This is a genomic window from Bacteroides fluxus YIT 12057 (genome assembly GCF_000195635.1).
Taxonomy (GTDB): Bacteria; Bacteroidota; Bacteroidia; order Bacteroidales; family Bacteroidaceae; genus Bacteroides; species Bacteroides fluxus.
The window spans coordinates 53,314-79,432 of record NZ_GL882625.1 but is presented as its reverse complement, the minus strand read 5'-3'; the positions used below and the strand labels follow the sequence as shown (position 1 = coordinate 79,432).

The following is a 26,119-nucleotide window of genomic DNA, read 5'->3' as shown; positions in this document are numbered from 1 at the left end:
ATGGAGGATATACGCATTCTTCGTAGCTTTGTGAAAACTAAAAATATAGAGATATGAAAAAGCACCTGTTTTATTTAAGTATGGCTCTCGTGCTGGCACTTTTTACCTCGTGCGGCAATGGCAAAAAGGGAGTGTTTACTCCGACTTCAAGTGGTCGTGCGTACGAACTTCTGGTGGTGGTTGCCCCCGATGTGTGGGAACGTCCTGCCGGCAGGGCCTTGTTTGATGTGCTCGATTCTGATGTGCCGGGGCTTCCTCAGTCTGAACGTTCATTCCGTATAATGTACACGTCTCCCGCTAATTATGATGCAACGTTGAAGCTGATCCGCAATATCATTATTGTCGATATAAACAAAGATCTCTATACACAGCCTAAATTCAAGTATGCGAAAGATGTATATGCCGCTCCGCAGTCCATCCTGAATATTCAGGCACCGGACGAAGCTTCTTTTGAAAAGTTTGTAGAGGAGAACAAACAGGTGATCATAGACTTCTTTACCCATGCGGAGATGAATCGGCAGATTGCCGTGCTGAAAGACAAGCACAGCGATTATATAGCTACTAAAGTGAAGAGCATGTTCGATTGTGATGTTTGGGTACCGGGTGAACTGACTTCCACAAAGGAGGGCAAAGATTTCTTCTGGGCAGGAACGAACGCCGCTACCGGAGACCAGAACTTTGTTATCTATTCTTATCCCTATACAGACAAGGATACATTTACCAAGGAATATTTTGTCCATAAGCGTGATTCTGTGATGAAAGCCAATATTCCGGGTGCAAGGGAAGGCATGTATATGATGACCGATTCCTTGATGACCGATGTGCACCCCATCAGCGTGCAAGGGGAGTATGCTCTGGAGGCTCGCGGCCTGTGGCGTATAAAGGGGGACTTCATGGGCGGCCCGTATGTGTCTCATACACGTCTGGACAAGGCAAACCAACGCATTATCGTATCCGAAATATTTATTTATTCACCTGATAAAATGAAACGTAATCTGGTTCGTCAGATGGAGGCTTCGCTTTATACCTTGAAGTTGCCTGACGGCAAGCAAGAAGGGGCGGAGATTCCGGTGAACGTAGCCGCTAAAGATTCTACTAATAATAAAAAATAAGATGGAAGACAATAAAATAAGAGTCGGCATTACACAAGGCGACATCAACGGGGTGGGCTATGAAGTGATTCTGAAAACATTTGCAGATCCTGTGATGCTCGAATTATGTACACCTATTATATACGGTTCGCCTAAAGTGGCTGCATATCATCGTAAATCCCTTGACCTGCCTACTAATTTCAGCATTGTAAATTCTGCTTCGGAGGCGGTGAACAACCGTCTGAGCGTAGTTAACTGTACGGATGATGAAGTAAAGGTGGAGTTCTCCAAGCCAGACCCGGAAGCGGGAAAGGCCGCGTTCGGGGCATTGGAAAAAGCCATTGAGGAGTATCGGGAAGGATTGATAGATGTCATTGTCACGGCTCCTATCAACAAGCACACCATCCAGTCGGAGGAGTTTTCCTTTCCCGGCCATACGGAATATATCGAACAGAAATTGGGAGACGGCAGAAAAGCCTTGATGATTCTGATGAAAGATGACTTCCGGGTGGCGTTGGTAACCGGACACATTCCTGTCAGCCAGATTGCATCGGCTCTTACCAAGGAGTTGATACAGGAAAAACTGACTATCTTCAACCGTTCTTTGAAGCAGGACTTTGGCATTGGCGCTCCGCGTATTGCCGTCCTTTCTCTGAACCCGCATGCCGGAGACGAAGGATTGCTTGGAACGGAGGAACAGGAAATCATCATTCCCGCCTTGACGGAAATGGCGGCTAAAGGAATGCTTTGCTATGGACCTTATGCGGCGGACGGCTTTATGGGTTCGGGAAACTTTACCCATTTTGACGGTGTATTGGCTATGTACCATGACCAGGGGCTGGCTCCGTTCAAGGCTTTGGCTATGGATGAAGGGGTGAATTATACGGCAGGACTTCCTGTGGTGCGTACTTCACCTGCCCATGGCACGGCGTATGACATCGCAGGAAAGGGGATGGCTGCGGAAGATTCTTTCCGTCAGGCAGTTTATGTTGCCATCGACGTGTTCCGTAACCGTCAGCGTGATAAGGCGGCCCATGCCAACCCTTTGCGCAAACAATATTACGAAAGGCGTGACGACAGCGATAAATTGAAGCTTGATAGCGTAGAAGAGGATTTATAGTATGACGAAAGCGGAAATACAACAAGTAAAATTACGTTTTGGCATTATTGGTAACAATGAGGCATTGACGCGTGCAATCGATATCGCCATTCAGGTGGCGCCTACCGACTTGTCCGTGCTGATTACCGGTGAGAGTGGTGTGGGAAAAGAGAGTTTCCCGCAGATTATCCATCAGTACAGCCGGCGCAAGCATGGACAATACATTGCTGTAAACTGTGGTGCCATTCCGGAAGGAACCATTGATTCCGAATTGTTCGGTCATGAGAAGGGTGCCTTTACGGGAGCCATTGGTGAACGGAAAGGTTACTTCGGTGAGGCAAACGGCGGAACTATCTTTTTGGATGAAGTCGGCGAACTGCCTTTGCCTACCCAGGCTCGTCTGCTCCGTGTGCTTGAGAGCGGAGAGTTTATCAAAGTGGGGTCTTCCAAAGTAGAGAAAACCGATGTGCGTATTGTTGCCGCTACCAATGTGAACTTGACGCAAGCCATTGCCGACGGTCGTTTCCGTGAAGATTTGTATTACCGTCTGAATACGGTTCCCATTCAAATTCCCCCTTTGCGCGAGCGTGGGGAAGATGTAGTATTGCTCTTTCGTAAATTTGCATCGGACTTTGCCGAAAAATACCGTATGCCTGCCATTCAATTGACGGAAGATGCCAAGCAAATGCTGCTGTCTTACTCGTGGCCGGGCAATGTGCGCCAGTTGAAGAATATCACGGAGCAGATTTCCATCATTGAGACGAACCGTGAAATCAATTCCGGTATTTTGAAAGGGTATTTGCCGGAACAGAATAATGCGCAACGCCTTCCGGCATTGTTTGGCGTCAAGGGTTCCAAAGGATTTGAAAGCGAAAGGGAAATACTCTATCAGGTACTTTTCGATATGCGCCAGGATGTGACGGAACTGAAGAAGCTGGTGCATGAGATTATGACGGAACGGGCCAGAGGAGTAGTAAGTACTCCGGCGGTTGCTGCTTCCGCCTATTATACTCCGAATGCTCCGGCGGTGGCTCCTCCGGTAACATCCGGTGTGCCCACGATTATACATCCTTCGGTAAAACCCTCTCCGGCCATAGATGATGATATCCAGGATACGGAAGAATATGTGGAGGAGTCTCTTTCGTTGGACGAGGTGGAGAAAGAAATGATACGGAAGGCGCTTGAGAGACATCACGGCAAGCGTAAAAGTGCGGCGCAGGATTTGAACATCTCCGAGCGCACCTTATACAGAAAGATAAAAGAATATGGATTGGATTAAAAAAATAGCACCGTTTGCCGCTTTGGCAGTTCTGGTGTGTGTGGTATATTCTTGTAGGATATCTATGGGGCTGGCTCCGATCAGCTCTATCGACTATAGCAAGGTAAAGACTATCTCCATTGCCGATTTCCAGAATCGTGCGGAATATGTGTATGCGCCTTTGGCTACGGAATTTAACCAGAAGCTGAAAGATATGTTTATACAGCAGACTCGTCTGCGGCTTGTGAACAGTGGCGGTGACCTTGAAATAGACGGTGAGATAACCGGTTACAACCAGTATAATGAGTCGGTGGATGCCAGCGGTTATTCTTCGAAGGTGAAACTGACATTGACCGTCAATGTGCGCTATGTAAACAATACCAATCATGAGGAAGACTTTGAGCAGCAGTTCTCTGCTTTCCAGACTTATGATTCCTCACAGCTGCTGACGGCCGTGCAGGATAATCTGATAACCTTGATGGTGAAAGATATTACAGAACAAATATTTAACGCAACTGTAGCTAACTGGTAATTTAGGAATGACATCTGCACATTTGCAACAATGGATTCAGCATCCCGAGATGTTGGATAGGGAAACCTTATATGAACTGCGTACTTTGGTGACACGTTATCCTTATTTCCAGTCGGTTCGTTTGCTGTATCTTAAAAATCTCTATTTGATGCACGATATCAGCTTCGGCACTGAATTGCGCAAAGCGGTATTGTACGTCGCAGACCGTCGCGTGCTGTTCTATCTCATCGAGGGTGACAGGTATGCCCTGAAGTCTCAGAAACCTTCTTTGTCTTCTTCCAAAGTGATGGAGGACGAGCCTAGCGTGGACCGTACGCTTTCATTGATAGATGCCTTTCTGGCTACCGTTCCGGAGGAACATTCACAGAATATGGAGTTGGACTATGCGATGGATTATACCGCTTATCTGATGCAGGAGGAAGCGGCCGGGCAGCCGGATGTCCATGCGGATGATAGGGCGGAAGCCCCCAAGCTTCGGGGCCATGAGTTGATAGACGGCTTTCTTCAGAAGAGAGACTCGGCGGATATGCGTCTGCCCGAAGTGGCGGAAGGGGAACCTGCCAGAGAGTCGGAAGACATGCTTGAAGAAGAAACCGGAGAAAAGGGTGAGGAGGAAGAAAAAACTTCCGGAACAGCTTCCAATGAGGAACTGGATGACAGCTGTTTCACGGAAACGTTGGCTAAAATCTATATCAAACAGCACCGATATGACAAAGCACTTGAAATTATTAAAAAATTAAGTTTGAATTATCCAAAAAAAAATGCTTACTTTGCAGACCAAATCAGATTTTTGGAGAAATTGATTATTAACGCTAAATCAAAATAACAAAATGTACTTATTATTAGTTATCTTAATGGTGATTGCATCTGTGCTGATGTGCTTCATTGTGCTGATTCAGAATTCCAAAGGAGGCGGTCTGGCATCAGGCTTTTCATCATCCAATCAAATTATGGGTGTACGCAAGACTACAGACTTTTTGGAAAAGGCGACATGGACTCTGGCTGCAGTCATGGTAGTCTTCAGCATTGCTTCTGCTTATACGGTTCCTGCTTCTTCCTCTAAGGGTGGAGATGTGATTTTGGAACAGGCACAGCAGGAAGAAAAGACTAATCCTTATAATATGCCCGTAGGTACGGCTGCTCCGCAGGCTGAAACTCCTGCTGCTGAAACGGCTCCTGCCGCTCCTGCCGAACAACCTGCAGGTGAATAAGGCGGAGTGTGGTGCAGTGCAGATGATTTCTGCTTAATGAAATAAGAAAAAGGTTGATGCCCGGAAAGGCATCAGCCTTTTTCCTTTTAAGCAAGGATTTGTTTATCTTTGTTGCCAACAATGTAATTTGATTATTAAATCTAAATAATATAATGACAGAACAACTTAAACTTAAATTGAACGACTCCAAGGCAACTCGTTGGGGAGCGTTGGTGATTGTTGCCTTCACGATGATGGCGGCCTATTATGTAAATGATGTGGTGGCTCCATTGAAGACAATGTTGGAGACTGACCTGGCTTGGACAAGCACGGACTTTGGCTTCTTTACAGGAGGCTATAGTTTCTTGAATGTGTTTTTTTTGATGCTGATTTGGGGAGGATTAATTCTGGATCGTTTTGGCATCCGTTTTACCGGAAAGTTGGCAACTATCCTGATGGTAGGAGGAACAGCCTTGGAATATTACGCAATGACCGGGCTTGCCGGTGCAGATGCGACGCTCTTTGGGGTGAACGAGATTCTGGGCTATAAAACTGGGGTATTCATTGCTTTTACCGGATATTCTATCTTCGGTGTGGGGGCTGAAGTTGCGGGAATCACTGTTTCTAAAATTATAGCCAAGTGGTTTAAAGGCAAGGAACTGGCTACCGCTATGGGGGTGCAGGTGGCTTTGGCGCGTATCGGTTCGCAGGCCGGTTATGCTGTAGCCATTCCTATGGCACGCGCTTTGGGAATATCGACTCCGGTATTATTAGGCTTGATATTGCTTTTAGGCGGTATGATTGCTTTTTTTGTTTTCTCAGTGATGGACAAGAAACTGGACAGGCAGATGGAAGCTGCTGCTATAGCGGCCGGTACAGAAGGTGAGGAAGAAAAGTTTTCATTCAAGGATGTGAGGAATATTCTTGGTAACCCGGGTTTTTGGCTGATTGCCTTGCTGTGTGTATTGTTTTACTCATGTGTATTTCCTTTCCAGAAGTTTGCTTCTGAATTGATGATTCTTAAATATGGTATTGATGAGAACGTAGCGGGGGCTTTTGCGGGACTGCCGGCGTTGGGTGCGCTGATCCTGACTCCTGTTTTTGGCGGTTTTATTGATAAACGTGGAAAGTCGGCTTCTATCATGTTGTTGGGATCGGCCATGCTGATAGGTGTACATTTCATCTATGCCATTCCTTTCATCCAATATTGGCTGGTAGCTATCGTGCTGATGATTGTCTTGGGCATTGCTTTTTCATTGGTGCCGTCTGCCATGTGGCCGGCAGTAGCCAAGATATTTCCGGTCAGCCAGTTGGGGACAGCCTATGCTCTGATTTTCTTTATTCAAAATATCGGTCTGTGGGGTATTCCTACCTTGATAGGTAAAGTGCTTGATGTATATTGCATAACGGGTAAGAATCCTGACGGGACGAGTATATACGATTATACAATACCGATGTGTATCTTTACCGGGATTGCCTGTTTGTCTCTTGTCATTGCCTTGTTATTGAAAAGAGCGGATAAGAAATACGGTTATAAGCTGGAAGAACCTAATATTCAGAAATAAGTATGGGCGGATATAATATGGAAACACCCGAAGGAAAAGTCAGTCTGTTGGATGCTGTTCCGGTGCGCTGCGGACATATTACGGCCGAATGGAAAGGAGAGTGCATTGTACTCGCCTATCCCCGTTTCAAATATGAATGGATGAGACGTTTTCTGTTGCCTAAAGGGATGTCCCCGGACATCCATGTGACGCTGGAAGAACATGGTACTGCCGTATGGAACCTGATAGACGGCAAGCGTACGGTACGGGAGATTATCTCGTTGCTTGCAGATCATTTTGGGAAGGAAGAGCATTACGAATCACGTGTCACTGCTTATGTGATGCAATTGAGGAAAGACGGGTTTATCCAATTGACCATTCAAAGAAACTGAAAAACCGGAATTAAGGAACAATGAAGGCTGTGCAAAATCAGAGGATGTATTGACTCTTGACTTTTGCACAGCCTTTCATTTGTGTATAGGGCTTATTTTATTCTCTATCTACTTTTACCAACCCTCCTGTTGCTGTGTCGAATACTACTTTTACGGTAGAGTTTTTATTAAATAAAACCGGTGCCAGATATTCTATAGTTCCAAATTGAGTGACAGGAAGTTCCTCTTCAAACAATTTCTTGTTATTCCGGGTCAAAGTAACTTTGGCTCTGCCCGGCACATTATAGGCAACCCCTTCCAGTTTCTTTTTACTTTCCTCCACACCGGATATGTCGGGAGTTTTAAGGTCGGTTACGCTGATGTAATAGGGTTCGCCGGCAAGGTCGTTATCGGCCACTACTCCCAGTTTCTTGGAGAAGCGGAAAGCAACTTCGTTGTTCATTTCTTTCGGTGTGAGGCGGACCGTGAATGTTTTGGATTCAGCTTTTGTGGTACCGGAGAACATTTCCATCATGGCACGTTCCTGCATATTCAGATTATCGAGCATAAGTTTGAGCTGTGCACCGTCTTTGGGCATATTGTCTGCTTCACCGCGCAGCAAGGCATTCTTGCTCTCGCGGATGTTATAAATTTCTTTGGCAACCAGTTCAGCCATCTTGGCGCTGGAGCTGGACATCAAAATCTCTTCTGTCAGGAAACGGCGCGGATCCAGATCAGCTTCGGGAGTTTCGGCCTTTGAGGGATTCGGCCCTGTCTGCTGGCCGCTGAAGGGCATATTGATGGAGCGTACGATACCGTCTTCAGTAAGCTCCATGAGCGGAGCTACGGTTTTGTCTTTCAGCTTGACGAAATATACATTCTCCTTATCCGGCACACCGGCTACACGGGTTTGTATCTTGTCCAGTGTCCAGTACTCGTCCGGTTCGGCAGATACATTGTTGAGACGCAGGTAGCGGTCGGCATATTTGCAGAATTCACCGGGGGTATATGTATGCTTGGTGGTCTGAAGGACAATTTCGATTTCAGTTTTGGGCAACAGATAAGTCACTCCATAATCTTTGCCACGCATTACACCGGCGGTAACTTCTGTCTGTGCATAAGTGCTGCAGGCAATCAGCAAGGCAGATAGTCCTATTAATTTCTTTTTCATATCGTTGGATCTGTTTATATCACATGAATTAAAAAACAAAGTTAGCGAAGTTCTTCTATTCTCAACTTCCTGTTTACGAAAGATTAACTAATGGAACTTTTATGGCCGGTTTTCCACGGGATATTTATTGTATGAATTGTACGCAGACCGGTTTGTCAACCTCAATGTCCTGGTGTGTATCTTTCAGCAGTCCGGTCGTTGCATCACGTTCGTACACCTGGATAATGTTGCTGTCACGGCATGCGGCAAGCAGGTATTTGCCGTTCGGCGTAATATTGAAATGGCGCGGGTGGATGCCGGTTTTCTGATAGCCTGCTTTGGCCAGGGTGCCGTTTTCCGGGTTGACGGCAAAGATGGCGATACCGTCTTCCTGGAGGCGGTTGCTGGCATAGAGGTACTTTCCGTCCGGGCTGAGGTGAATGTCTGCACTGCCGCGGGCGGCTACGGTATCGGCCGTGATGGTCTGCATCTGTTCCAATTTGCCGTCGTCATAACGGAAAGCGATGACCTTGCCGGATAATTCGGTAATGAGGTAGGCGTATTTCCCGTCCGGGCTGAACGTCAGGTGGCGCGGTCCGGAATCTGCTTTGATGTCGATCGTTTCGGCAGAAAGATGGGGGACGATATCCTTGGGATGCAGGACGAAACGCAGAAGGCGGTCGGCACTGAAGTCGGTGGCAAAAATATATTTCCCGTCCGGTGAGAAAAGGGCACAATGGATGTGAGGTACAATCTGGCGCACGGTGTCGGGACCGGTGGCGCTACCCATGAACAGTGTATCTACAGGTGCTAAGGTGCCGTCCTTGCGGAGGCCAAAGACGGACATGGTTCCGCCGCTGTAGTTGGCTGTCAGTACTTCTTTTCCGTTGGTGGCCACATAGCAGGGATCGGCACCCAGGGTCGGTTGGGTATTCAGCAGGCGAAGGCTTCCTGTTTCCTTGTCGAAAGCAAGGGCGCTGAGGGCGGCCGTGCTGTCGTTCATTTCACTGACGGCATAAACAAATTTTCCGTCTTCGGACGGAGTGAGGTAGGAGGGATTGGGCAATTCCACGACGCTGAGAGGGGTGGCGGCTCCCGTTTCCTGATTGAAGCGGAAGGTATAGATGCCTTTACTTGTTCCGTTGGTATAAGTACCCACCAACATGGAAAGTTCATCCGAAGCTTTATTTTCTGTTTTTGAAGGCGTACAAGCGGTTACACTTAATCCAAGCATGCAGTAAAGAAGGGTTTTCATGGTCAATGTGATTATGGTTTCTGCAAATTTAGTGGAAATATGCGGATAAAAGAAAGCTTTGCAAGGAATTCAATGTGGAAGACGAGGCGGATCTATAAAGAAGCGGTGTGATATGAAAGGATAAATTCCACCATGTTAATAGAAAAGTGCTTCAAGATAAGGAGAAAAGTTGTTCTTCATTAAGAGAAATCTCTGTTCACAGTGTGCGAATACATGTTCGCAAGGCTTGAATATATATTCGCGCCGCTTGAACAGGCATTCGCACGCTGCGGACAGAGTTTATTCCAGTTTCACTTCTGCCACTCCTACGCGGTCGTCATTCAAGACGATACGCAGGTCGCTGGCAGTGGTACCTTTGAATGAATAAGAGACCAGCTTGCCATATTCGCTGACGGTGCCCGAATATACGGTCAGGAATTGTCCGCCTCCTCCCGAAAGCTGTATCTCGAAATGGGCAGGCAGATTGTTGTCACGTGTGAAGGCGATGGACACTTTATCCGTCTTGCTTCCGTTTTTCAACGCAAAGGTAATGTAATCTCCTTTATTGCCTTGCCATGCTGTATTGATTTTTCCGTCGAGTACGTTCCCTGTACTTTCCGGATTAGTACTGGCACTGACACGGCTGGCCGATTTCCGGGACTCAATGGCCTGGGTGCGGGTCTGATAGTCTTCTACGGTCAGCAACCCGTTCAGACGGATGTCTTCGGAAGATGCCCCTGCCATGATGGCGAAGTCACCCGGCTCTACTACCCGCTTCATGTCAGCATCAAGAAGTTCCAGGTGCTTGCGGTCAAGAATGAAGGTCACCTCTTTGGTTTCTCCCGGTTCAAGGTGGATGCGTTCAAATCCGGCCAGATTCTTTTCGTAAGTGGTGACGCTGCTCAGCACATCCCTGGTGTAAAGTTGCACTACTTCGTCTCCGGCGTATTTTCCGGTATTGGTGACTTTCAGACGGACGGTCGCTTTTTCGTTGGGCGTGATGACTTTGGGAGTGATTTCAAGATTGGAATATTCAAATGTAGTGTAGCTCAATCCATAGCCGAAGGGGTAGAGTGCACCGTTGATACGCGACATGTTACCGTCCGGTCCCGCATTCTTTCCGCCATCTATTTGCGAGGCAGGCTTGCAGGGGAAGTTGAAAGGAATTTGTCCGACGGTCTTCGGGAAAGTTACAGTCAGTTTACCTCCGGGGTTATAGTCTCCGAACAGAATGTCGGCGAGGGCTACTCCTCCTTTGGAACCCGGATACCATGCCTCAAGGATAGCGGGAACGTATTTGTCCGCCCAGTTGACAGACAGCGGCCGGCCGTTGATAAGTATCAGTACCACGGGCTTTCCTGTGGCTTGTACGGCTTGTAGCAATTGCAATTGGCGTCCGGGCAAATCCAGGCTGCTGCGTGATTTGTTCTCACCGCAGGTACGCTGTCCGCCGCCCAGTACAACCACAGCTACATCCGCCCGACGGGCATTTTCTACGGCTTTGTTTATTTCCGCCTGTTCGTCGGGTGTCAGAGGATAGTCTATGATCTCACTTTCGGGCCAGTTGGCATCTACCAAGTCACAACCTTTGGTATAAAGTACTTCGGCTTTGCCGTTCACTTTGTCCTGGATGCCTTTCAGTACGGTAGTGACTTCCACTGCCAGAGGACCGTAGTGGGTAAGTGCATAACCGTCTTCATCGGCATTGGGACCGCACACGGCAATCTTCTTTACCGTATTGATATTCAATGGCAATGTACTGTTCTCGTTCTTTAGCAGGACAACGGACTCGCGGGATGCCTGTAAGGCTACCGCTTCATTTTCTTCCTTTTCCACTTCCTTGTCGGCACCGGCAAGGTCGGTCTGGTAGGGAGCATCGAACAGCCCTATCAGGAATTTCACCCGGAGAATGTCACGCACGCGGTCATTGACGGTTTCTTCGTCCAGTCCGCCCTCTTTCACCAACTCGCGGAGAGGGAGTACAAATGAATCGGGGGAACGGAAAGTGCAGCGTACGTTCAATCCGGCTTCCACACTTTGGCGTACAGCTTCTTTCATGTCTTTGGCAGTACCATGTTTGGTGTAAAGATATTCCACGGCATCACTGTCCGATACTACATAGCCACGGAACCCCATTTCATCACGCAGGCGGGTGGTCAGCCAGTAGTAGCTTCCTTGGATGGGAATGCCGTCATAATCGTTGTATGAACTCATGACTCCAAGTAGTCCGGCCTCCTTGATGACCCTTCTGAAGGGATAGATGTGGATATTCTCCACTTCGTGCGGAGACGTCTGCGGATCAACGCGTGCCATGCCTTCACGGGCGCCTTTGTTGTTGCTGTATGCGGCGAAGTGTTTTCCGGTAGCCGCTACATGTTGTTGCAGTCCGCGTACCATTTCGATGCCCAGTTCGGCTACGAGGTAGGGCGATTCTCCGTAAACCTCTTCGTAACGTCCCCAACGTTGGTCACGCCCTACGTCGAGAATGGGAGCATAGACATTGGTATAGCCCAACATACGCGCTTCACGTCCGGTGATGAGCCCTACCTTATGGATGAGTGCGCGGTTCCATGTATGTCCCAGTCCCAGTTGGGTGGGGAAGTTGGTGGCCTTGTAACTTTCCACTCCCCGGATACCTTCATTGGTGAAATCTACAGGGATTCCGAGACGGGTCTCTTCAACGAAGAAACGCTGCACTTCATTCAAGGCCCATGCGTGGCGGGAAGCGGGCCAGACGTTTTCGTTGTCCGAGGGAGGCAGTCCCCATTGCTGGAAACCGTTCAAATGTTCGTCAATGGCCCCGATGCCGTCTTTCCATAGCATTTGTTTCCATTCGGGAGTGGGCAGGGCATCTTTTAATACTCGTTTGTAGCCATAAAGGGTGACCATCTGGCAGGTCTTCTCGTCCAGTGTCATCTGCTTCAGCAGATCCTCGACACGGGCATCGACAGTAGCGGCGGGGTCTTCATATACATCCATTACCCCGTTCTTGTTGAAGTCAATCCAACCTTTATGATACATTTCACTTTTCGTCGGCTTATAGGTTGCCGGTACTTTCATCGTTTTTTGTGCCGTAAGCAAAGCGCTGTTGCTTAGCAATAGGACGGCTGCAATCAGTTTTCTCATGGTGATCTATTTTTCCTTTGGCACAAAGATAGGTGATTCTTATCGTAAAACAGGTGCAAAATAATCCGTATTTGCTTCTTATATTTTCCATATATGCGAAAGATTTCGTATCTTTGCAGCGGTGAAGCAGGATATATCCTGTGCATCATGGATAAGAACATGGGCTTGACTGGATTTGACAGCGGGCAGAAATGGTAAGTAAGCATGCAGTGCGTCGTCGATTGGCACTTAAATCTCAGTCTTCAAAATTTTATCTGGCGAAAACAATTACGCTCTCGCTGCTTAATCGAAGTATAGTAGATTGAAGCTTAATCCCGGCACCAGGTGCTGGGACGTGACATCACTCGGAAGCTGTTGCTCCGAAGCATTCCGGTAAAGTGGTGCAGTCAAATCGGGGATAGTCAGTGCCAGCCTCGTGGCGCGGATGAAAATTTAGAGGATAAGGTTACGGTTGATGGCTTTGGTTCTGCCGTAACACGAAAATTCAGGCAAAGATAAGCATGTAGAAAGCTTATGATTTCCTCGTTTGGACGAGGGTTCGATTCCCTCCAGGTCCACAATATCGTCAAAGAGGCTACTGATTCACAGTAGCTTCTTTGATTTTAATTTCTTGATTTCCTGTTCCTGCTACATTTATACCATAATGGCCTGTCGGGCATTGTTGAAAATCTCATCATGTGGTTTCCTTCTGTTTATCTGTAGAAATTGCAGTATTGGGCTGCTTTAGTTCAGAGAGTTGTCTTTTTGTTTATTTGTTTCTCTATATTCTTTCGGAGTTTGATTAAAGTGTTTCGTAAACTCCTTATAAAAATGTGAACGGCTGGTGAATGCCGTCCGATACATGATTTCTTGTATGGTCAATGTGGTCGTCAATAATAGTTTTGCAGCATGGCCGATTCGCTGTTCTTTAATAAAATCATTCGGAGGTAGTTGGTTCAGATGCTTAAACTTACGGTATAAATTTCTGCTACTGGTTTGCATGGATTCGGCAAGCTCATCAGGACCGAATTCTGTATTGTCAATATTGTTGTTGATTATTTCTATGACAGTTTGCAGGAACATTTTGTCTTCATTCTGTAGAAGTTGCCCGCCACTGAATTCAAAAGCACTTGCCGCAGAATTATAGTACTGTTTTAGCTCAGCTTGTTTTTTTATCAGTTGTTTAATGATGCTTTTTAGATAGTGGGTATTGAAAGGCTTGGGTATATAAGCATCGGCACCGGATTCGATTCCCTCTATTTTCTCATCTGTAGTGTTTTTGGCGGAAAGAATAACTAATGGGATTTGTACTGTATGTTTATTGCTTTTAAGCTGCTTGGTGAGCGTTATGCCGTCAATTTTGGGCATCATGATATCTGTAATGATAAGATCTGGAGTCTTTTGTTTTAATATGGCCAACCCTTTTTCCCCATCTTCTGCTGTCAGAATGGAATATTCATCAGAAAGTATATCTTTTAGCATCCACAATAATTCTTTGTTGTCATCAATAATCAGAATGGTAGATTCCGGCTGATTGGGCTCTTTCGCCGCAATGGTTTCTTCGGCTGTTCTTATCTCTGCATCCATTCTTGACGATTCGGATATAGAAGAGTTGTTTGGTGTGTTTTCTAATGGTTCTGTGATTTCAAGCAGAGGCAGCTTGACTATAAACTCAGCATACTTATTGACTTCACTCTTTACTTCAATGGTACCTTGGAGCAGTTCCACCATGCTTTGACATATGGCAAGCCCCAAACCGTTTCTGGATGACAAACCTTTGATGCTGTTCTCTTTGATATTATCGAGTACACTATAGCGGTTGAAAATAAGCGGGATAATTTCTTTACTGATACCTTTTCCCGTATTATAAACTCTGATATTTAGTTCATTGCCGCAAGTGTTTATATAAATGCGAATCTTACCATTTTCAGGGGTATATTTAAAGGCATTGGAGATAAGGTTATTCAGAATTTTTGTAAAGCCACTGTTGTCACTCTTCCATGTGATATCCGGAACGATGTCCGTTTCCAGATGGATATGGTTTTGCTCTGCCAGTTCATCAAATGATTCTATGATCTTGTTTGCCAGTTCACTGATGTTCAATTCTTGTATATGACATATCTGGTTGCCGGTTTCCATGCGGCGGAAATCGATGACTTCCTGTATCAGACTGTTAAGGCGTTCTGTATTTGATTTAATAATCTGGGCATATTTTTTTATGAATACATCACTGTGTTCGTAATGGAGTATCCTTTCGCAGGGACCATAGATTAGAGTTAGCGGTGTGCAAAATTCATGTGTAATATTGGTGAAGAAGCGTAGTTTGCCTTCATACATTTCTTCTTTATATTTTTCATTCAATCTTCTGGTTATGGAAGATTTTCTTCGTTCGTATTTCCACCGGATATATCTAAATATACCTAATCCCATGCCGATGGTCAATAATACATATATTATTTGAGCAAGGGCGGACTGATACCATGGAGGAAGAATTATCAGATGGATACTTTGAGTTAGATTTTCATTATTGTTGCTTCCATCATTGTATTTTACCTTTAAATAATAATCTCCAGGGGGGATATTAGTGAATTGGGCTTCGTTGGAATGTGTGTCTATCCACACATCGCTGAAGTTTTCTAATTTATACGAATACCTGCTGTTTTCTCCATTGATGAAATCCATAGCTACAAAAGAGACGGAAAAAAAATTCTGGTCATGATTTAAGATAATTGCGTCCTTATCTCCTTTAGTTCTCTTAAAATTGGCTATATTGTAGTCTTTATTGAAAATTTTAAGTTTGGTGAAATATATTTCCGGAGTAAATTCTTTCTTGTTTCTTTCTTCATTTTTTATCCATACGATTCCATCTACTCCTCCAAAAAAATATCTGTTTTGAATGTTATCTTGGAAAAAAGCATTATCGCTGAATTCTATTACTTTTAATCCCGTTTTATGATTGAAAATCCGGAAAGAATTCTTTATCGGGTTATACAGGATAAGCCCTGTGTTACTGCTGAGCCATAAATTACCCTGAGGGTCTTCTGCTATTCCATGAATAGTATTGTTGGGCAGCCCTGCATTCTCATTGAAGTTTATATAGTCATATTCCCCATTGGGAAGTATCTTGAGTTTGGTCAATCCATAACTGCTGCCTATCCACATGTTTTTGTTCTTGTCTTGATGAATACAAAGAATATCATTCATCGGAGCGATGCCATTCTTGTCAAAAGTAATGAGCCGGTAGGATTCCGTCTGGGTATTTAAACGTATAACACCATTACCTCGCATGCCAATCCAGAGGATGGAGTCGTTTTCAGGATAAATGGAGTATATCTGGTTATATTGTTGCCTATTGGGGACTCTAAAATAGACCGCTCGTATATTTTCAGCTTTAATGGTATTTTCGTGAACAGTGAAACTAATTCTAAGTAAGGTGCTTCCTGAACCGACCCACAATAAGGAATCACATGTTTCACTCATAGAATGTACTCTGGCAATTCTTGTGGGCGTATTATTGATAAGTGTATGTATTCTCTTGTCTTTATAGGAATAGTAATTTAGCTCTGGCCCATCAGAACCGATCCATAAGATGGAATGCGTCTTGCTTGGGGCAAAAGCGAAAACGGCATTGTTTGTTAATCCGTCATGAATGGTGAAGTGGGATATATTTGTCGTTGAATATTCTTTTATCGTATCATAATTTCTTATTTTAATGATACCATTGTCTTTGGTCCCCAACCACAGTGTGTGCTGATGGTCGGTATGAATAGCCCGGATAGGTCGCTTTTTCGTTATGGGCAATTGGCTCAATGATATGTTATTAAGTGTGTATTCATCTTTGGTCCACGCATATATGCCTTGGCCATCTGTGCCAATCCAAATGATGTTTTGTTGTTCGTCTTTCCATAATGAAAACACACCGCAATTGATTTCTATTTTTTCTATCTCATAGTTTTTTGAAGCATCAAGTCGAATAAGGCCATTTGTCTTGAATCCAATAAGCAGATCTTCATTGTCAAAAATGATAGCCCCTATTTCTCCACTTTCATTGATTAATTGATGTAGGTCTTTTATGAATCTGACCCCATGCTGAGTAATACAATAAATCTTACCTGCAGAATCGACAAATATAATTCTATTGTTATGATTAAATGCATATTCAATAGGATGTGTATGCTTGAAGTCTGAGTGTCTTTTGATTTGAGGCTGTGTGGATGATGCATAAGAAACGGTATATCTCTCCAGGACACCTTGATGATTGATCCATATAGTGTCTTGTGCATCTATTAACATACCCGAAACCGTATTGTGTTCTATCCCTTTTTGAACAGGAAGATCTATGAATTTATTTTCAATCTTTGAGTATAAAGATATGACATCTGGCTTGCTGAGTATATATAGATTATCATGGCTGTCTTTTGCCATATAAGAGTTTTCGCCAAATTCGTTATATGATTCTTCAATGACATTACTTTGTTGTGACAATTTGTTCAATCCCCATTTGGTGCTGATCCATAAATAAATACTATCTGTTTCAATAATATTTTTAATCACATTACTTGATAAGCTGTTTTGGTTGTTGATGTCAGGCTTATATATGTAGATATTCCGGCTGTCATACATGTTAAGCCCATCGTATGTGCCAATCCATAAAAAACGTTCATCATCTTGAAACAAGCAAGTAACCGAACTATTGGATAGTCCGTCACGGTTACTGATTTGCCTAAGATTATATGGGTAAATATTGTTTGTTATACTATATAGTAATAACAATAGTAAAGTGAAATGTTTTTTCATAAGTATTATCTCGATTTTGATATGCTTACCGAACACAAATATATCTATTTTTTATTTTATGAATAAAAAAAATACTTTTTCTTTTGGGCAAGATTGCGCAAGCAATGTATAGTTGCGAAAGAGAATACAAAAGTGGCAAGGATGACTACATCCGGAGAGGTGCTAACTATATTATTGGCAGACGTGAGAATAATAATATGTGTAATATAACCTATTTTTGTGGTTATGATCAAAGCATGGTTCTATTATGAAGCGTATATTGTTTTTCTTCTTTTTAGCAGCGTTAAAGTTATCCTTATATGCAATGGAAGTAGATTATCTTAGGTGTGAGTATCTGGCGGTTCCGTTGGGAGTGGATGTCTCTTCTCCGCGATTGACTTGGAGACTGCCTGATGGGGTTGACAGCCAGAAAATATACCGGATAGTTGTAGGGACAGATTCTGTAGCTGTTTCCCATGGATCCGGGAATTGTTGGGACTCAGGCAAGATATTCTCTTCTGATGTCCTGGCAGTTTATTCGGGGGAGCCTTTGGAACCCTATACGCGATATTATTGGAAAGTGGACGTGTGGGATACCTCTGGAAACCGTTATCACAGTGGCATCACTTATTTTGAAACAGGAGTTATGGATGAATGCAACTGGAAAGGTAACTGGATATCAGATACTCATAATATTCATCTAAAACCGGCTGCTTATTTTAGAAAGAATTTTGCAATAAAGCATAAGATTAAAAGTGCACGTGCCTATATTGCCGTTGCAGGTCTATATGAACTCTATATCAACGGGGCAAGGATTGGTGACCATCGTTTAGATCCTGCTTATACCCGTTTTGATAGACGCACTTTGTATTTGACACATGATGTAACGGGTATGTTGAAGCACGGCGATAATGCCATTGGAGTGTTACTGGGAAACGGGTGGTATAATCATCAATCTACCGCAGTATGGAATTTTGATCAGGCTCCATGGCGTGGCCGGCCTAAATTTTGTATGGATATACGTGTCGTGTATGATGACGGTAATGTGGAATTCCTTTCTACCGGTTCTGACTGGAAGACCTCTTTAAGTCCGGTTATTTTTAACAGCATTTATACGGCTGAACATTATGATGCACGTTTGGAACAGGTGGGATGGAATACTCCGGACTTTAATGATGAGGCATGGAAAAATGTAAGTTGTACTTCTGCCCCTTCACGTGTAATCAGATCACAACAGATGGAGCCTGTCCGAGACGTGGAAACCCTTTATCCTGTATCAATGATAAAATCCTCTCCTTATAGCTATTTGTTTGATTTTGGGAGAAATATAGCAGGTGTTAGCGAGCTGACAATAAAAGGAAAGCCAGGAACGGAAATTCGTTTAAGCCATTCGGAAAGAATAGGGGATGATAACAAGGCTGATATGTCGAATATTGATTATCATTATCGTCCCAAAGATGATTCAGACCCATTTCAGACAGATATTTTCATATTGGGCGAAACGGGTGAAGGTACCTTTCGTGCACGGTTTAATTATAAAGGATTCCAATATGTCGAGATATCAACAAATGAACCGGTTGAACTTTCAGAAAACAGTTTGAAAGCTTATTTTATGCATAGCGATGTGGCATCCGTAGGAAAAATATCTTCTTCCTGTGAACTTTTGAATAAAATTTGGAAGGCTACGAATTCATCTTATTTATCAAATCTGTTTGGGTATCCTACAGATTGTCCTCAAAGGGAAAAAAATGGGTGGACAGGAGATGCGCATATAGCAATTGAAACGGCACTCTATAATTATGACGGAATCACGATTTATGAGAAATGGCTGGCTGATCATCAGGATGAACAGGCTCCCAATGGAGTGCTTCCTGCTATTATTCCTACCGGAGGATGGGGGTATCATTGGGGGAATGGAGTTGACTGGACCAGCACGATAGCTATTATTCCTTGGAATATTTATTTATTTTATGGTGATATACATCTGCTCGCATCTGTATATGATAATATAAAAAGATATGTAGATCATTTGCGGTATATGTATCCCGACGGTATAACGGATTGGGGGCTGGGAGATTGGATTCCTATTAAGTCCCGTTCGGAAAAGGCATTGACATCATCTATATATTATTATGTAGATACGGATATATTGGCCAAAGCTGCGAAATTATTAAATAAGGAAGCCGATTACAAAAAATATTCAGATTTGGCTCAGGAAATAAAAGATGCTATCAATACTCGTTTTTTAAATAGAAAAACCGGTATTTATTGTAGCGGAAGTCAGACGGAATTAAGTGCCCCTCTATATTGGAATATTGTTCCTGAGGATATGAGGGAATTAGTTGCCGGAAAACTGGCAGAGAAGGTCAGGAAAGATGGAACTATGGATGTTGGCCTATTGGGAAGCAAGACTATTTTAAATGCTTTAAGCATGAATGGGTATGTGGATATTGCCTATCAATTGGCATCTAAAGAAACTTATCCGTCTTGGGGATGGTGGATAAAAAATGGGGCAACCACTCTTTATGAGAATTGGCGTATTGACGGTAAAAAAGATATCTCATTGAATCATATTATGTTTGGTGAAATTAGCGCTTGGTATTATAAGGCTTTAGGTGGAATATTGCCAGACCCTTTATCGCCTGGTTTTAAACATATAATATTGAAACCTAATTTCGTGTCCGGACTGGATACTTTTGAAGCAAGGCATACTTCTTTGTATGGGGAGATTGTCTCTTCTTGGAGACAAAATAAGAATAAGATAAGTTATACGGTAACAGTTCCTTCAAATTGTACTGCATCATTATATATAACTGCATTTCATAAGGTGAAATGTAAAGAGCTCAATTTGAATGATGTGGTACCAAAGGAAGCTATAACCTTAACCACTGGAACCTATCATTTTGAGATACGCAAGTAAATGTTTTAGCTCTATTTTTTCAGTATATATCTGTCTTTTATTATCAGTTCAAAGCCTGCGAGTGGATGTGGATATTCACTCGTAGGCTTTGATAGGCTGTTTCTGCAACTTTTCCCTGCGATGTGCTTTTGAATAATGTGCTTATTATTCATGGATTAGTCTTTCCCTGTATTGGATGTTGTCAAAAATGTACGTTTTAAAGCCATGTCTATATTCACTATATTAATGACAGGATTGGGCATATAAAGGCTTTGTTGATAGGCTAATTTTGTGATGAGAACAATATAGGATAACAAGTTCCTAATCGTACATTCATTGGTATTTAAGGTAAAGATTGTAAAAGAGAGAGGGGGTAAGGATTGTAAAAACATGATTTACCCACTCCTTTCTCGAAAAATGGAAAGTATTTGTTTAACCTTTAAAAAACAATATAAATATGGAAAAACATCCTCCTTGATTTTAGTATGATAAGAAGATAATCTGATCAAATTTATTTTTCTTCAATTTGGTTTTATAACTATTTCTAATATTAAAATACACAATTATGCAAGAAAAACTTAATGTTCAAAAGAAAATGATTCTTAGATATTACTGGCTGGAAGATTTCATGCCATTTACTAAGAAATCAATTTTAACGGCGGCATTTTTGTCGTTTGGCTTTATTGCAGCTACCAGGGCGTATGCTGTTGAAGACAGTCAAACTCACAGCACTGTATTAAATACACAAGGGATTACACAAACAACAAAAAAATTGACGGGAAAAGTTCTTGATGCCAGAGGTGAAGCTATTATCGGTGCAACCATTAAAGTGAAAGGTACTGCTCAAGGTGCTATCTCTGATATAGACGGTAATTTTAGCTTGTCTGTTGATGATTCTAATCCGACAATTGAAGTTTCATATGTAGGTTTTCAGACTCAGACTTTGAAAGCAATGGTTGGAACTCCTTTAACTATTACATTGCAGGAAGATTCTAAACTGTTGGATGAAGTCGTTATTGTTGGTTACGGTACTCAGAAACGTATGACAATGAGTTCTGCGGTAGCCACTGTCCAGGGAGATAAAATCAAAGCTCCGGTGGCAAATGTTTCCAACCAGTTAGGAGGGCAGATTCCGGGCATTATTACCCGGCAGACTTCTGGTGAACCAGGTAAAGATGCAGCAACTGTATTATTGCGTGGTAATAAGCCTTTGGTATTGGTAGATGGCATTGAACGTCCGTGGGAGAAAGTAAATCAGGCAGATATTGAGTCTATTTCAGTTTTGAAGGATGCTGCTGCTGTCGCACCTTATGGTTTGAAAGGAGCTAATGGTGTGATTTTGATTAATACAAAGAGAGGAAAAGAAGGAAAAGTTTCTTTGACATATGATGGTTCGGTAGGTTTTCAGACGCCAATGAATATACCTGATTTCTTGAATGCTTATGATGCTTTGACTTTGTACAATGAAGCGTTGAAGATGGACGGACGTGAAAAAGAAATGTATAGTGCTGAAATACTGCAAAAATACAAGGATGGGACTGATGATCGGTATAAAAATACAGATTGGATGGACGAATACATGAAGACTACTACAACCACTCGTCATAATCTGTCATTAAGTGGTGGAAATAAATACATTAATGCATTCGCTTCTTTTGGCTACATGTATCAAGGTAGTATGATGGGGAAAGATACTGGATATGACAGGTTCAATCTACGCTCAAATGTTGATTTCCACCCAATAGATATTACAAAGGTTAGTGTAGATATCAATTTAGCCTATGATACAAAGAAAAGCCATTATTATGATGGCAAGAAGATGATGGAAGATTTATATCGCTTATGCGCTCCGACTGTACCTAATATGGTAGGTGGTAAACCTGCTATGCAAGGGGGCGGTTCAAGTATGTATATGGGTGTTCATGATGGCGCAGATAAGACATATAATAATAACTTTCAGAATATAACAGTTTCTTTGGACCAACAATTACCTTTCTTGAAAGGATTGTCTGCAAAGGCGTTATTTAGTTACGACCGTCAGATATATGATGCAAAAGAATGGCAATATCCTTTTACTGCTTATGCGTATAATGATGCAGGAGAAATAGAAGAACAACAAGGCGGTGAAGCAAAACCATCTTTAAATGTAACAAATAAGCAATGGACTTACTATACAATCCAAGCTCATTTGAATTATGAAAGGACATTTGGGAAACACGAGGTAGGCCTGTTGGGGGTATTTGAAAGAAGATGGGGAAATATTTTTGAAACTAAAGCTGGAAGAAAGAACTATGATTTTTGGATTCCAGAGTTAAATATGGGAAGTCCTATTGCAGAGTTTATCAGTAACTCCGGTACTACAAGCCGTTTTGGTCAGCAAGGTTATGTTATGCGTTTGAATTATAATTATGCCCAGAAATATATGCTTGAATTAGCAGGACGTTATGACCAAACTTACCAGTATGCTCCTGATCGTAGAAGTGCATTTTTCCCTTCTGCGTCTGTTGGTTGGAGACTCTCGGAAGAGCCGTTTATTAAAGATAATTTTTCATTTATCAATAATTTGAAGTTACGTGCGTCTTATGGTAAATCTGGTAATCCTGTAGGAGATGCTTTTGCTTACTTGGCTCAATATAAGATAGAAGGTGGAGCTGTGTTTGGTAAAGACCCTGTTCAATTACAGGCATTGTCTGAGGGAGCGGAACCGAACCTCTTTTTGACTTGGGAAAGTGTATGGAAAGCTAATATCGGCTTGGATATTAATTTGTGGAATGACTTGTTGTTTGCAGAATTTGATGTATATCGTGATAAACGTTCTGATAAAATATTGAGTCCTAATGCAATTGTTTCTACAGAATACGGGGTAGGATTAGCGAAAGAGAATGCAGGTAAAGATGAAAGATATGGTTTTGATGCCTCACTAGGTAGTCATTATACATTTAATTGTGGTCTGAAAATGACTAATACGTTCTCTTTTGGGTTTACTCGTGATAAACAAATTGAAATCCGTGAAGCTGCAGGTACAAAGAATAACCCAAGAAAGCGTAAAACAGGTCAACCTAGTGGACGTACATGGGGATATAAAGCTGCCGGATTATTCAAAGACCAGGAAGATATAGATAATTGGGCTTATCAAAAAGGTGTATTGCCGGGTGATATTAAATATGTAGATATTAATGGCGATGGAAAGATTGACAGTGAAGATCAAGTGATTATCGGTTTTAATGAGACACCAGAAGTGATGTGGGGATATAATCTCCGTTTAGAGTATAAGAATTTTGACTTGTCTATGTTTGTCCAGGGAGCAGGTGGGTCTGATTATTATTTGGGTAGCAATGGAGACCGAAACGTGCGTTATCCTTTCAGAGATGCTATTCATCCACGTCGTGAACATTTGGATTCATGGACCGAATCTAATCCGAATCCAAATGCCAAATATCCTCGTCTGTCAGCTTCTATGCGTAATCAAAACTATGAAACGTCCTCTTACTGGATGGTAAACACTACCTACGTAAAGTTAAAATCATTACAAATCGGTTATACTTTTAAGCCTGAATTATTGAAAAAAGCAAAAATGCAAAGCTTGCGTCTATATGCGGATTTTTATAATTTGTGGACTATTTATAGTAAAATGCCGGATGATTTTGATGTTGAAAATCAAGCGTTTAATTCGTATCCTCAGCAGTTTATCAGTTCATTTGGTGTAAATGTAACCTTTTAATTAATTGTAGTTATGAAAAAAGTAATATATAGTATCTTTTGTTCCCTACTTTTGCTGAATTCTTCATGCACAGATTTTATGGACAATATTAAACCTACTTCCTCTGTAACGGATGAAGGAATATGGTTGACAGAGTCAAGTGCAATGTTATTCATGAGTAAAGTATATAGAGAACTGGATGGAACCTATTATAAAGTAAATGGATTGAATGATCATGCACTGGACATCTTGTTTACAGATGACTGTATCCAGATTGGTGAAAAAGATTCAAATAAATGGAATTTGTTTGATTTTAATTCCTCTTCTGCGCCACTTGATAGATGGGGAAATAGATATACCGCTATTCGTCGGGCTAATATTGCATTAAAGAATCTGTCAGATTCTCCACTTTCTGAAAAAGTAAAGGAACGTTTAATAGGAGATGCCTATTTTTTACGTGCGATGTTTTATCTGGAACTTTTCCGTTATTATGGCAGCGCTATATTGATTGATAAACCGCTTGATCGTAATACAGATGATATATTTTTAGCACGTGCCACTCCTGAAGCAACTTTACAATTTATTATTTCTGATTTTCAAAAAGCTGCAGAGCGTTTGCCGATAACTGTTTCTGATGAAGAATTGGGACGCGCAACAAAAGGAGCGGCTTTAGGAATGATGGCTGCTACCTATTTGTATGCCGGTGGTGTCATTGATGCTAAATATTATGCAGATGCGGCTAAAACAGCTCGCATATTAGTAAATGGTGATTTAAAAGGAACCTATTCTTTGTATCAAGAAGGATTTGCGGAAATGTTCTATGAGGAAAATGAACATAACAGTGAGGTTATATTTGATATCCAATACGCATATCCGTATCGTTGGTCAAGTGCCCAGACTGTGTTGGCGCCTCCCCAGCCGGGAACACCGGCTGAATATGGTTGGAGTAAAGATCACCCGACTGCAAGTTTGGCGGATGAATTTGAGATGATAACCGGCGAACCCTTTGACTGGAGTAATCCTGAACATGCGGCAGCACCATATGAAAATCGGGATAAACGTTTCTATGCAACTCTTCACTATAATGGTAAGCCTTGGAAAAATAAAATTTTATATACTGCTCAAAATACTCCAACCAATCTGAATTTGAAGGAGAATCCTAATGGCATGTATAGTGCTGATAAACCTTCATGTACAAAGACTGGATATTACATTGGCAAATATATGAATGAGAAAGTGCTTTGTGGATATGATAATCGCGGACGTGGTGTTGGTGGTGGCCACAATTTTATTGTGTTGCGATATGCTGAAGTTTTGTTAACATTGGCAGAAGCTGAGAATGAAGTAAATGGACCTACAAATGAGGTATATAGCGCTATCAATGAAATTCGTGCCCGTGCAGGATTACCAGGTCTTCCGAGTGGCTTGAATAAAGATGAGATGAGAACACGCATTCGTCATGAACGTCGTGTAGAATTGGCGCTTGAAGGTAAAAGATGGTTTGATATCCAGCGTTGGAAAATAGGAGAAGAGGTGTTGAATAAAGATGCGGAAGGTTGTCTTGTTACTTATGTGAAGCAATTGGATGGATCGGTAGTTCCTACTTATGAAAAGGTTTTTGTTGCTAAAAAAACGTTTATGGCACCTCGTGATTATTTACTGCCGATACCTCAATCAGCACGCGATAAGAATCCTAATTTAGACCAGAATCCGATGTGGTAATTGTATAATTTAAGAGAGTGGACAATATGAAGAAAATATTATTTTTTATGTTTATTGCTTTGACATTTACTTTAATGTCATGTGGAGATGATGACTATACAGTGGATGCGGCATACGAGAAGGCCGAGATTACTAATGTAACATTATATGGTAGGAATGAAGCTGTAATGAGTGATAAAACTCAGATTGATTCTGAAGCAGGTGCCATTACTGTGTCTTTGAAAGCGGACGCAGATATTACAGACCTCAAAATGGTAGCAACCATATCTGCCGGTGCCACTTTAACTCCGGGTATGGCTGTAGGTTTTCAAGACTATTCAAGTCCGAGGACATATACTGTAACATCACCGGGAGGAACAGTTGTAAAACAATGGACGATAACAGTAGCTCCTGCTACTAATTAAAATGAATGAATGTGATGAGGCTGTGCCAAAAAACAATTTTGTCA

Annotated in this window: 16 protein-coding genes and 1 other RNA gene; 13 read left to right on the top strand and 4 right to left on the bottom strand. The window is 42.6% G+C overall.

What is annotated here, in order from left to right; all coding sequences use genetic code 11:
- The first annotated feature begins 53 nt into the window (after positions 1-53).
- The 8 genes from HMPREF9446_RS07235 (at position 54) to HMPREF9446_RS07200 (ending at position 7,106) form a co-directional block, all read left to right on the top strand.
- The gene (locus HMPREF9446_RS07235; protein WP_009124915.1) at positions 54-1,112 is read left to right on the top strand and encodes a DUF4837 family protein; all 1,059 of its coding nucleotides are present in this window, start codon (positions 54-56) and stop codon (positions 1,110-1,112) included.
- Between the two features lies 1 nt (position 1,113).
- Positions 1,114-2,211: a 4-hydroxythreonine-4-phosphate dehydrogenase PdxA gene (gene pdxA, locus HMPREF9446_RS07230; protein WP_009124914.1), complete on the top strand. Its 1,098-nt coding sequence runs from the start codon at positions 1,114-1,116 to the stop codon at positions 2,209-2,211.
- A gap of 1 nt (position 2,212) precedes the next feature.
- Complete coding sequence (locus HMPREF9446_RS07225) at positions 2,213-3,469, top strand: sigma-54 interaction domain-containing protein (protein ID WP_009124913.1); 1,257 nt, start codon at positions 2,213-2,215, stop codon at positions 3,467-3,469.
- Positions 3,456-3,980 (top strand): LptE family protein, encoded by a 525-nt coding sequence (locus tag HMPREF9446_RS07220; protein WP_009124912.1) that lies wholly within the window; start codon positions 3,456-3,458, stop codon positions 3,978-3,980. Before HMPREF9446_RS07225 ends, HMPREF9446_RS07220 begins: the two co-directional genes overlap by 14 nt.
- Before the next feature lie 7 nt (positions 3,981-3,987).
- Positions 3,988-4,806 carry a hypothetical protein gene (locus tag HMPREF9446_RS07215; RefSeq protein WP_009124911.1) on the top strand — a complete coding sequence of 273 codons (819 nt, stop codon included), beginning with the start codon at positions 3,988-3,990 and terminating at the stop codon, positions 4,804-4,806.
- 4 nt (positions 4,807-4,810) lie between these two features.
- Positions 4,811-5,191 (top strand): preprotein translocase subunit SecG, encoded by a 381-nt coding sequence (secG, locus tag HMPREF9446_RS07210; RefSeq protein WP_009124910.1) that lies wholly within the window; start codon positions 4,811-4,813, stop codon positions 5,189-5,191.
- Positions 5,192-5,343: 152 nt separating this feature from the next.
- Entirely contained in the window at positions 5,344-6,735 is a 1,392-nt protein-coding gene (locus HMPREF9446_RS07205) for an MFS transporter (RefSeq protein ID WP_009124909.1), read from the top strand.
- Between the two features lie 17 nt (positions 6,736-6,752).
- Complete coding sequence (locus HMPREF9446_RS07200; protein WP_039968778.1) at positions 6,753-7,106, top strand: PqqD family protein; 354 nt, start codon at positions 6,753-6,755, stop codon at positions 7,104-7,106.
- 97 nt (positions 7,107-7,203) lie between these two features.
- Here the strand turns inward: HMPREF9446_RS07200 and HMPREF9446_RS07195 are convergent, their stop codons facing one another.
- From HMPREF9446_RS07195 to HMPREF9446_RS07185, 3 genes are all read right to left on the bottom strand, one after another.
- Positions 7,204-8,256, bottom strand: coding sequence for a DUF4831 family protein (locus HMPREF9446_RS07195; RefSeq protein WP_009124907.1), 1,053 nt, complete (start codon positions 8,254-8,256; stop codon positions 7,204-7,206).
- 124 nt (positions 8,257-8,380) lie between these two features.
- The gene (locus tag HMPREF9446_RS07190; RefSeq protein ID WP_009124906.1) at positions 8,381-9,490 is read right to left on the bottom strand and encodes a lactonase family protein; all 1,110 of its coding nucleotides are present in this window, start codon (positions 9,488-9,490) and stop codon (positions 8,381-8,383) included.
- A 279-nt stretch (positions 9,491-9,769) separates the two neighbouring features.
- The gene (locus HMPREF9446_RS07185; protein WP_009124905.1) at positions 9,770-12,595 is read right to left on the bottom strand and encodes a glycoside hydrolase family 3 N-terminal domain-containing protein; all 2,826 of its coding nucleotides are present in this window, start codon (positions 12,593-12,595) and stop codon (positions 9,770-9,772) included.
- 161 nt (positions 12,596-12,756) lie between these two features.
- Between HMPREF9446_RS07185 and ssrA the strand changes: the two genes are divergently transcribed.
- Positions 12,757-13,155: a transfer-messenger RNA gene (gene ssrA, locus HMPREF9446_RS18250) on the top strand.
- A gap of 163 nt (positions 13,156-13,318) precedes the next feature.
- Here the strand turns inward: ssrA and HMPREF9446_RS07180 are convergent.
- Positions 13,319-17,371, bottom strand: a complete 4,053-nt coding sequence (locus HMPREF9446_RS07180; protein WP_039968777.1) for a hybrid sensor histidine kinase/response regulator transcription factor — start codon at positions 17,369-17,371, stop codon at positions 13,319-13,321.
- 247 nt (positions 17,372-17,618) lie between these two features.
- Between HMPREF9446_RS07180 and HMPREF9446_RS07175 the strand changes: the two genes are divergently transcribed.
- The 4 genes from HMPREF9446_RS07175 (at position 17,619) to HMPREF9446_RS07160 (ending at position 26,075) form a co-directional block, all read left to right on the top strand.
- Positions 17,619-20,270, top strand: a complete 2,652-nt coding sequence (locus HMPREF9446_RS07175) for an alpha-L-rhamnosidase (RefSeq protein WP_009124902.1) — start codon at positions 17,619-17,621, stop codon at positions 20,268-20,270.
- A 544-nt stretch (positions 20,271-20,814) separates the two neighbouring features.
- Complete coding sequence (locus HMPREF9446_RS07170) at positions 20,815-23,970, top strand: SusC/RagA family TonB-linked outer membrane protein (RefSeq protein WP_009124899.1); 3,156 nt, start codon at positions 20,815-20,817, stop codon at positions 23,968-23,970.
- Positions 23,971-23,982: 12 nt separating this feature from the next.
- A complete protein-coding gene (locus HMPREF9446_RS07165) occupies positions 23,983-25,671 on the top strand; it encodes a RagB/SusD family nutrient uptake outer membrane protein (protein WP_039968752.1) in 1,689 nt (562 codons plus the stop codon).
- Between the two features lie 47 nt (positions 25,672-25,718).
- Positions 25,719-26,075: a DUF5018 domain-containing protein gene (locus HMPREF9446_RS07160; protein WP_245532254.1), complete on the top strand. Its 357-nt coding sequence runs from the start codon at positions 25,719-25,721 to the stop codon at positions 26,073-26,075.
- Positions 26,076-26,119 lie beyond the last annotated feature (44 nt).

What these genes read in the sequence shown, in the direction of transcription:
- HMPREF9446_RS07195 (WP_009124907.1), bottom strand. Translation starts at nt 8,256, where the DNA reads ATGAAAAAGAAATTAATAGGACTATCTGCCTTGCTGATTGCCTGCAGC.
- HMPREF9446_RS07215 (WP_009124911.1), top strand. Translation starts at nt 3,988, where the DNA reads ATGACATCTGCACATTTGCAACAATGGATTCAGCATCCCGAGATGTTG.
- pdxA (WP_009124914.1), top strand. Translation starts at nt 1,114, where the DNA reads ATGGAAGACAATAAAATAAGAGTCGGCATTACACAAGGCGACATCAAC.
- HMPREF9446_RS07160 (WP_245532254.1), top strand. Translation starts at nt 25,719, where the DNA reads ATGTTTATTGCTTTGACATTTACTTTAATGTCATGTGGAGATGATGAC.
- HMPREF9446_RS07175 (WP_009124902.1), top strand. Translation starts at nt 17,619, where the DNA reads ATGAAGCGTATATTGTTTTTCTTCTTTTTAGCAGCGTTAAAGTTATCC.
- HMPREF9446_RS07235 (WP_009124915.1), top strand. Translation starts at nt 54, where the DNA reads ATGAAAAAGCACCTGTTTTATTTAAGTATGGCTCTCGTGCTGGCACTT.
- HMPREF9446_RS07170 (WP_009124899.1), top strand. Translation starts at nt 20,815, where the DNA reads ATGCAAGAAAAACTTAATGTTCAAAAGAAAATGATTCTTAGATATTAC.
- secG (WP_009124910.1), top strand. Translation starts at nt 4,811, where the DNA reads ATGTACTTATTATTAGTTATCTTAATGGTGATTGCATCTGTGCTGATG.
- HMPREF9446_RS07200 (WP_039968778.1), top strand. Translation starts at nt 6,753, where the DNA reads ATGGAAACACCCGAAGGAAAAGTCAGTCTGTTGGATGCTGTTCCGGTG.
- HMPREF9446_RS07220 (WP_009124912.1), top strand. Translation starts at nt 3,456, where the DNA reads ATGGATTGGATTAAAAAAATAGCACCGTTTGCCGCTTTGGCAGTTCTG.
- HMPREF9446_RS07185 (WP_009124905.1), bottom strand. Translation starts at nt 12,595, where the DNA reads ATGAGAAAACTGATTGCAGCCGTCCTATTGCTAAGCAACAGCGCTTTG.
- HMPREF9446_RS07205 (WP_009124909.1), top strand. Translation starts at nt 5,344, where the DNA reads ATGACAGAACAACTTAAACTTAAATTGAACGACTCCAAGGCAACTCGT.
- HMPREF9446_RS07165 (WP_039968752.1), top strand. Translation starts at nt 23,983, where the DNA reads ATGAAAAAAGTAATATATAGTATCTTTTGTTCCCTACTTTTGCTGAAT.
- HMPREF9446_RS07180 (WP_039968777.1), bottom strand. Translation starts at nt 17,371, where the DNA reads ATGAAAAAACATTTCACTTTACTATTGTTATTACTATATAGTATAACA.
- HMPREF9446_RS07190 (WP_009124906.1), bottom strand. Translation starts at nt 9,490, where the DNA reads ATGAAAACCCTTCTTTACTGCATGCTTGGATTAAGTGTAACCGCTTGT.
- HMPREF9446_RS07225 (WP_009124913.1), top strand. Translation starts at nt 2,213, where the DNA reads ATGACGAAAGCGGAAATACAACAAGTAAAATTACGTTTTGGCATTATT.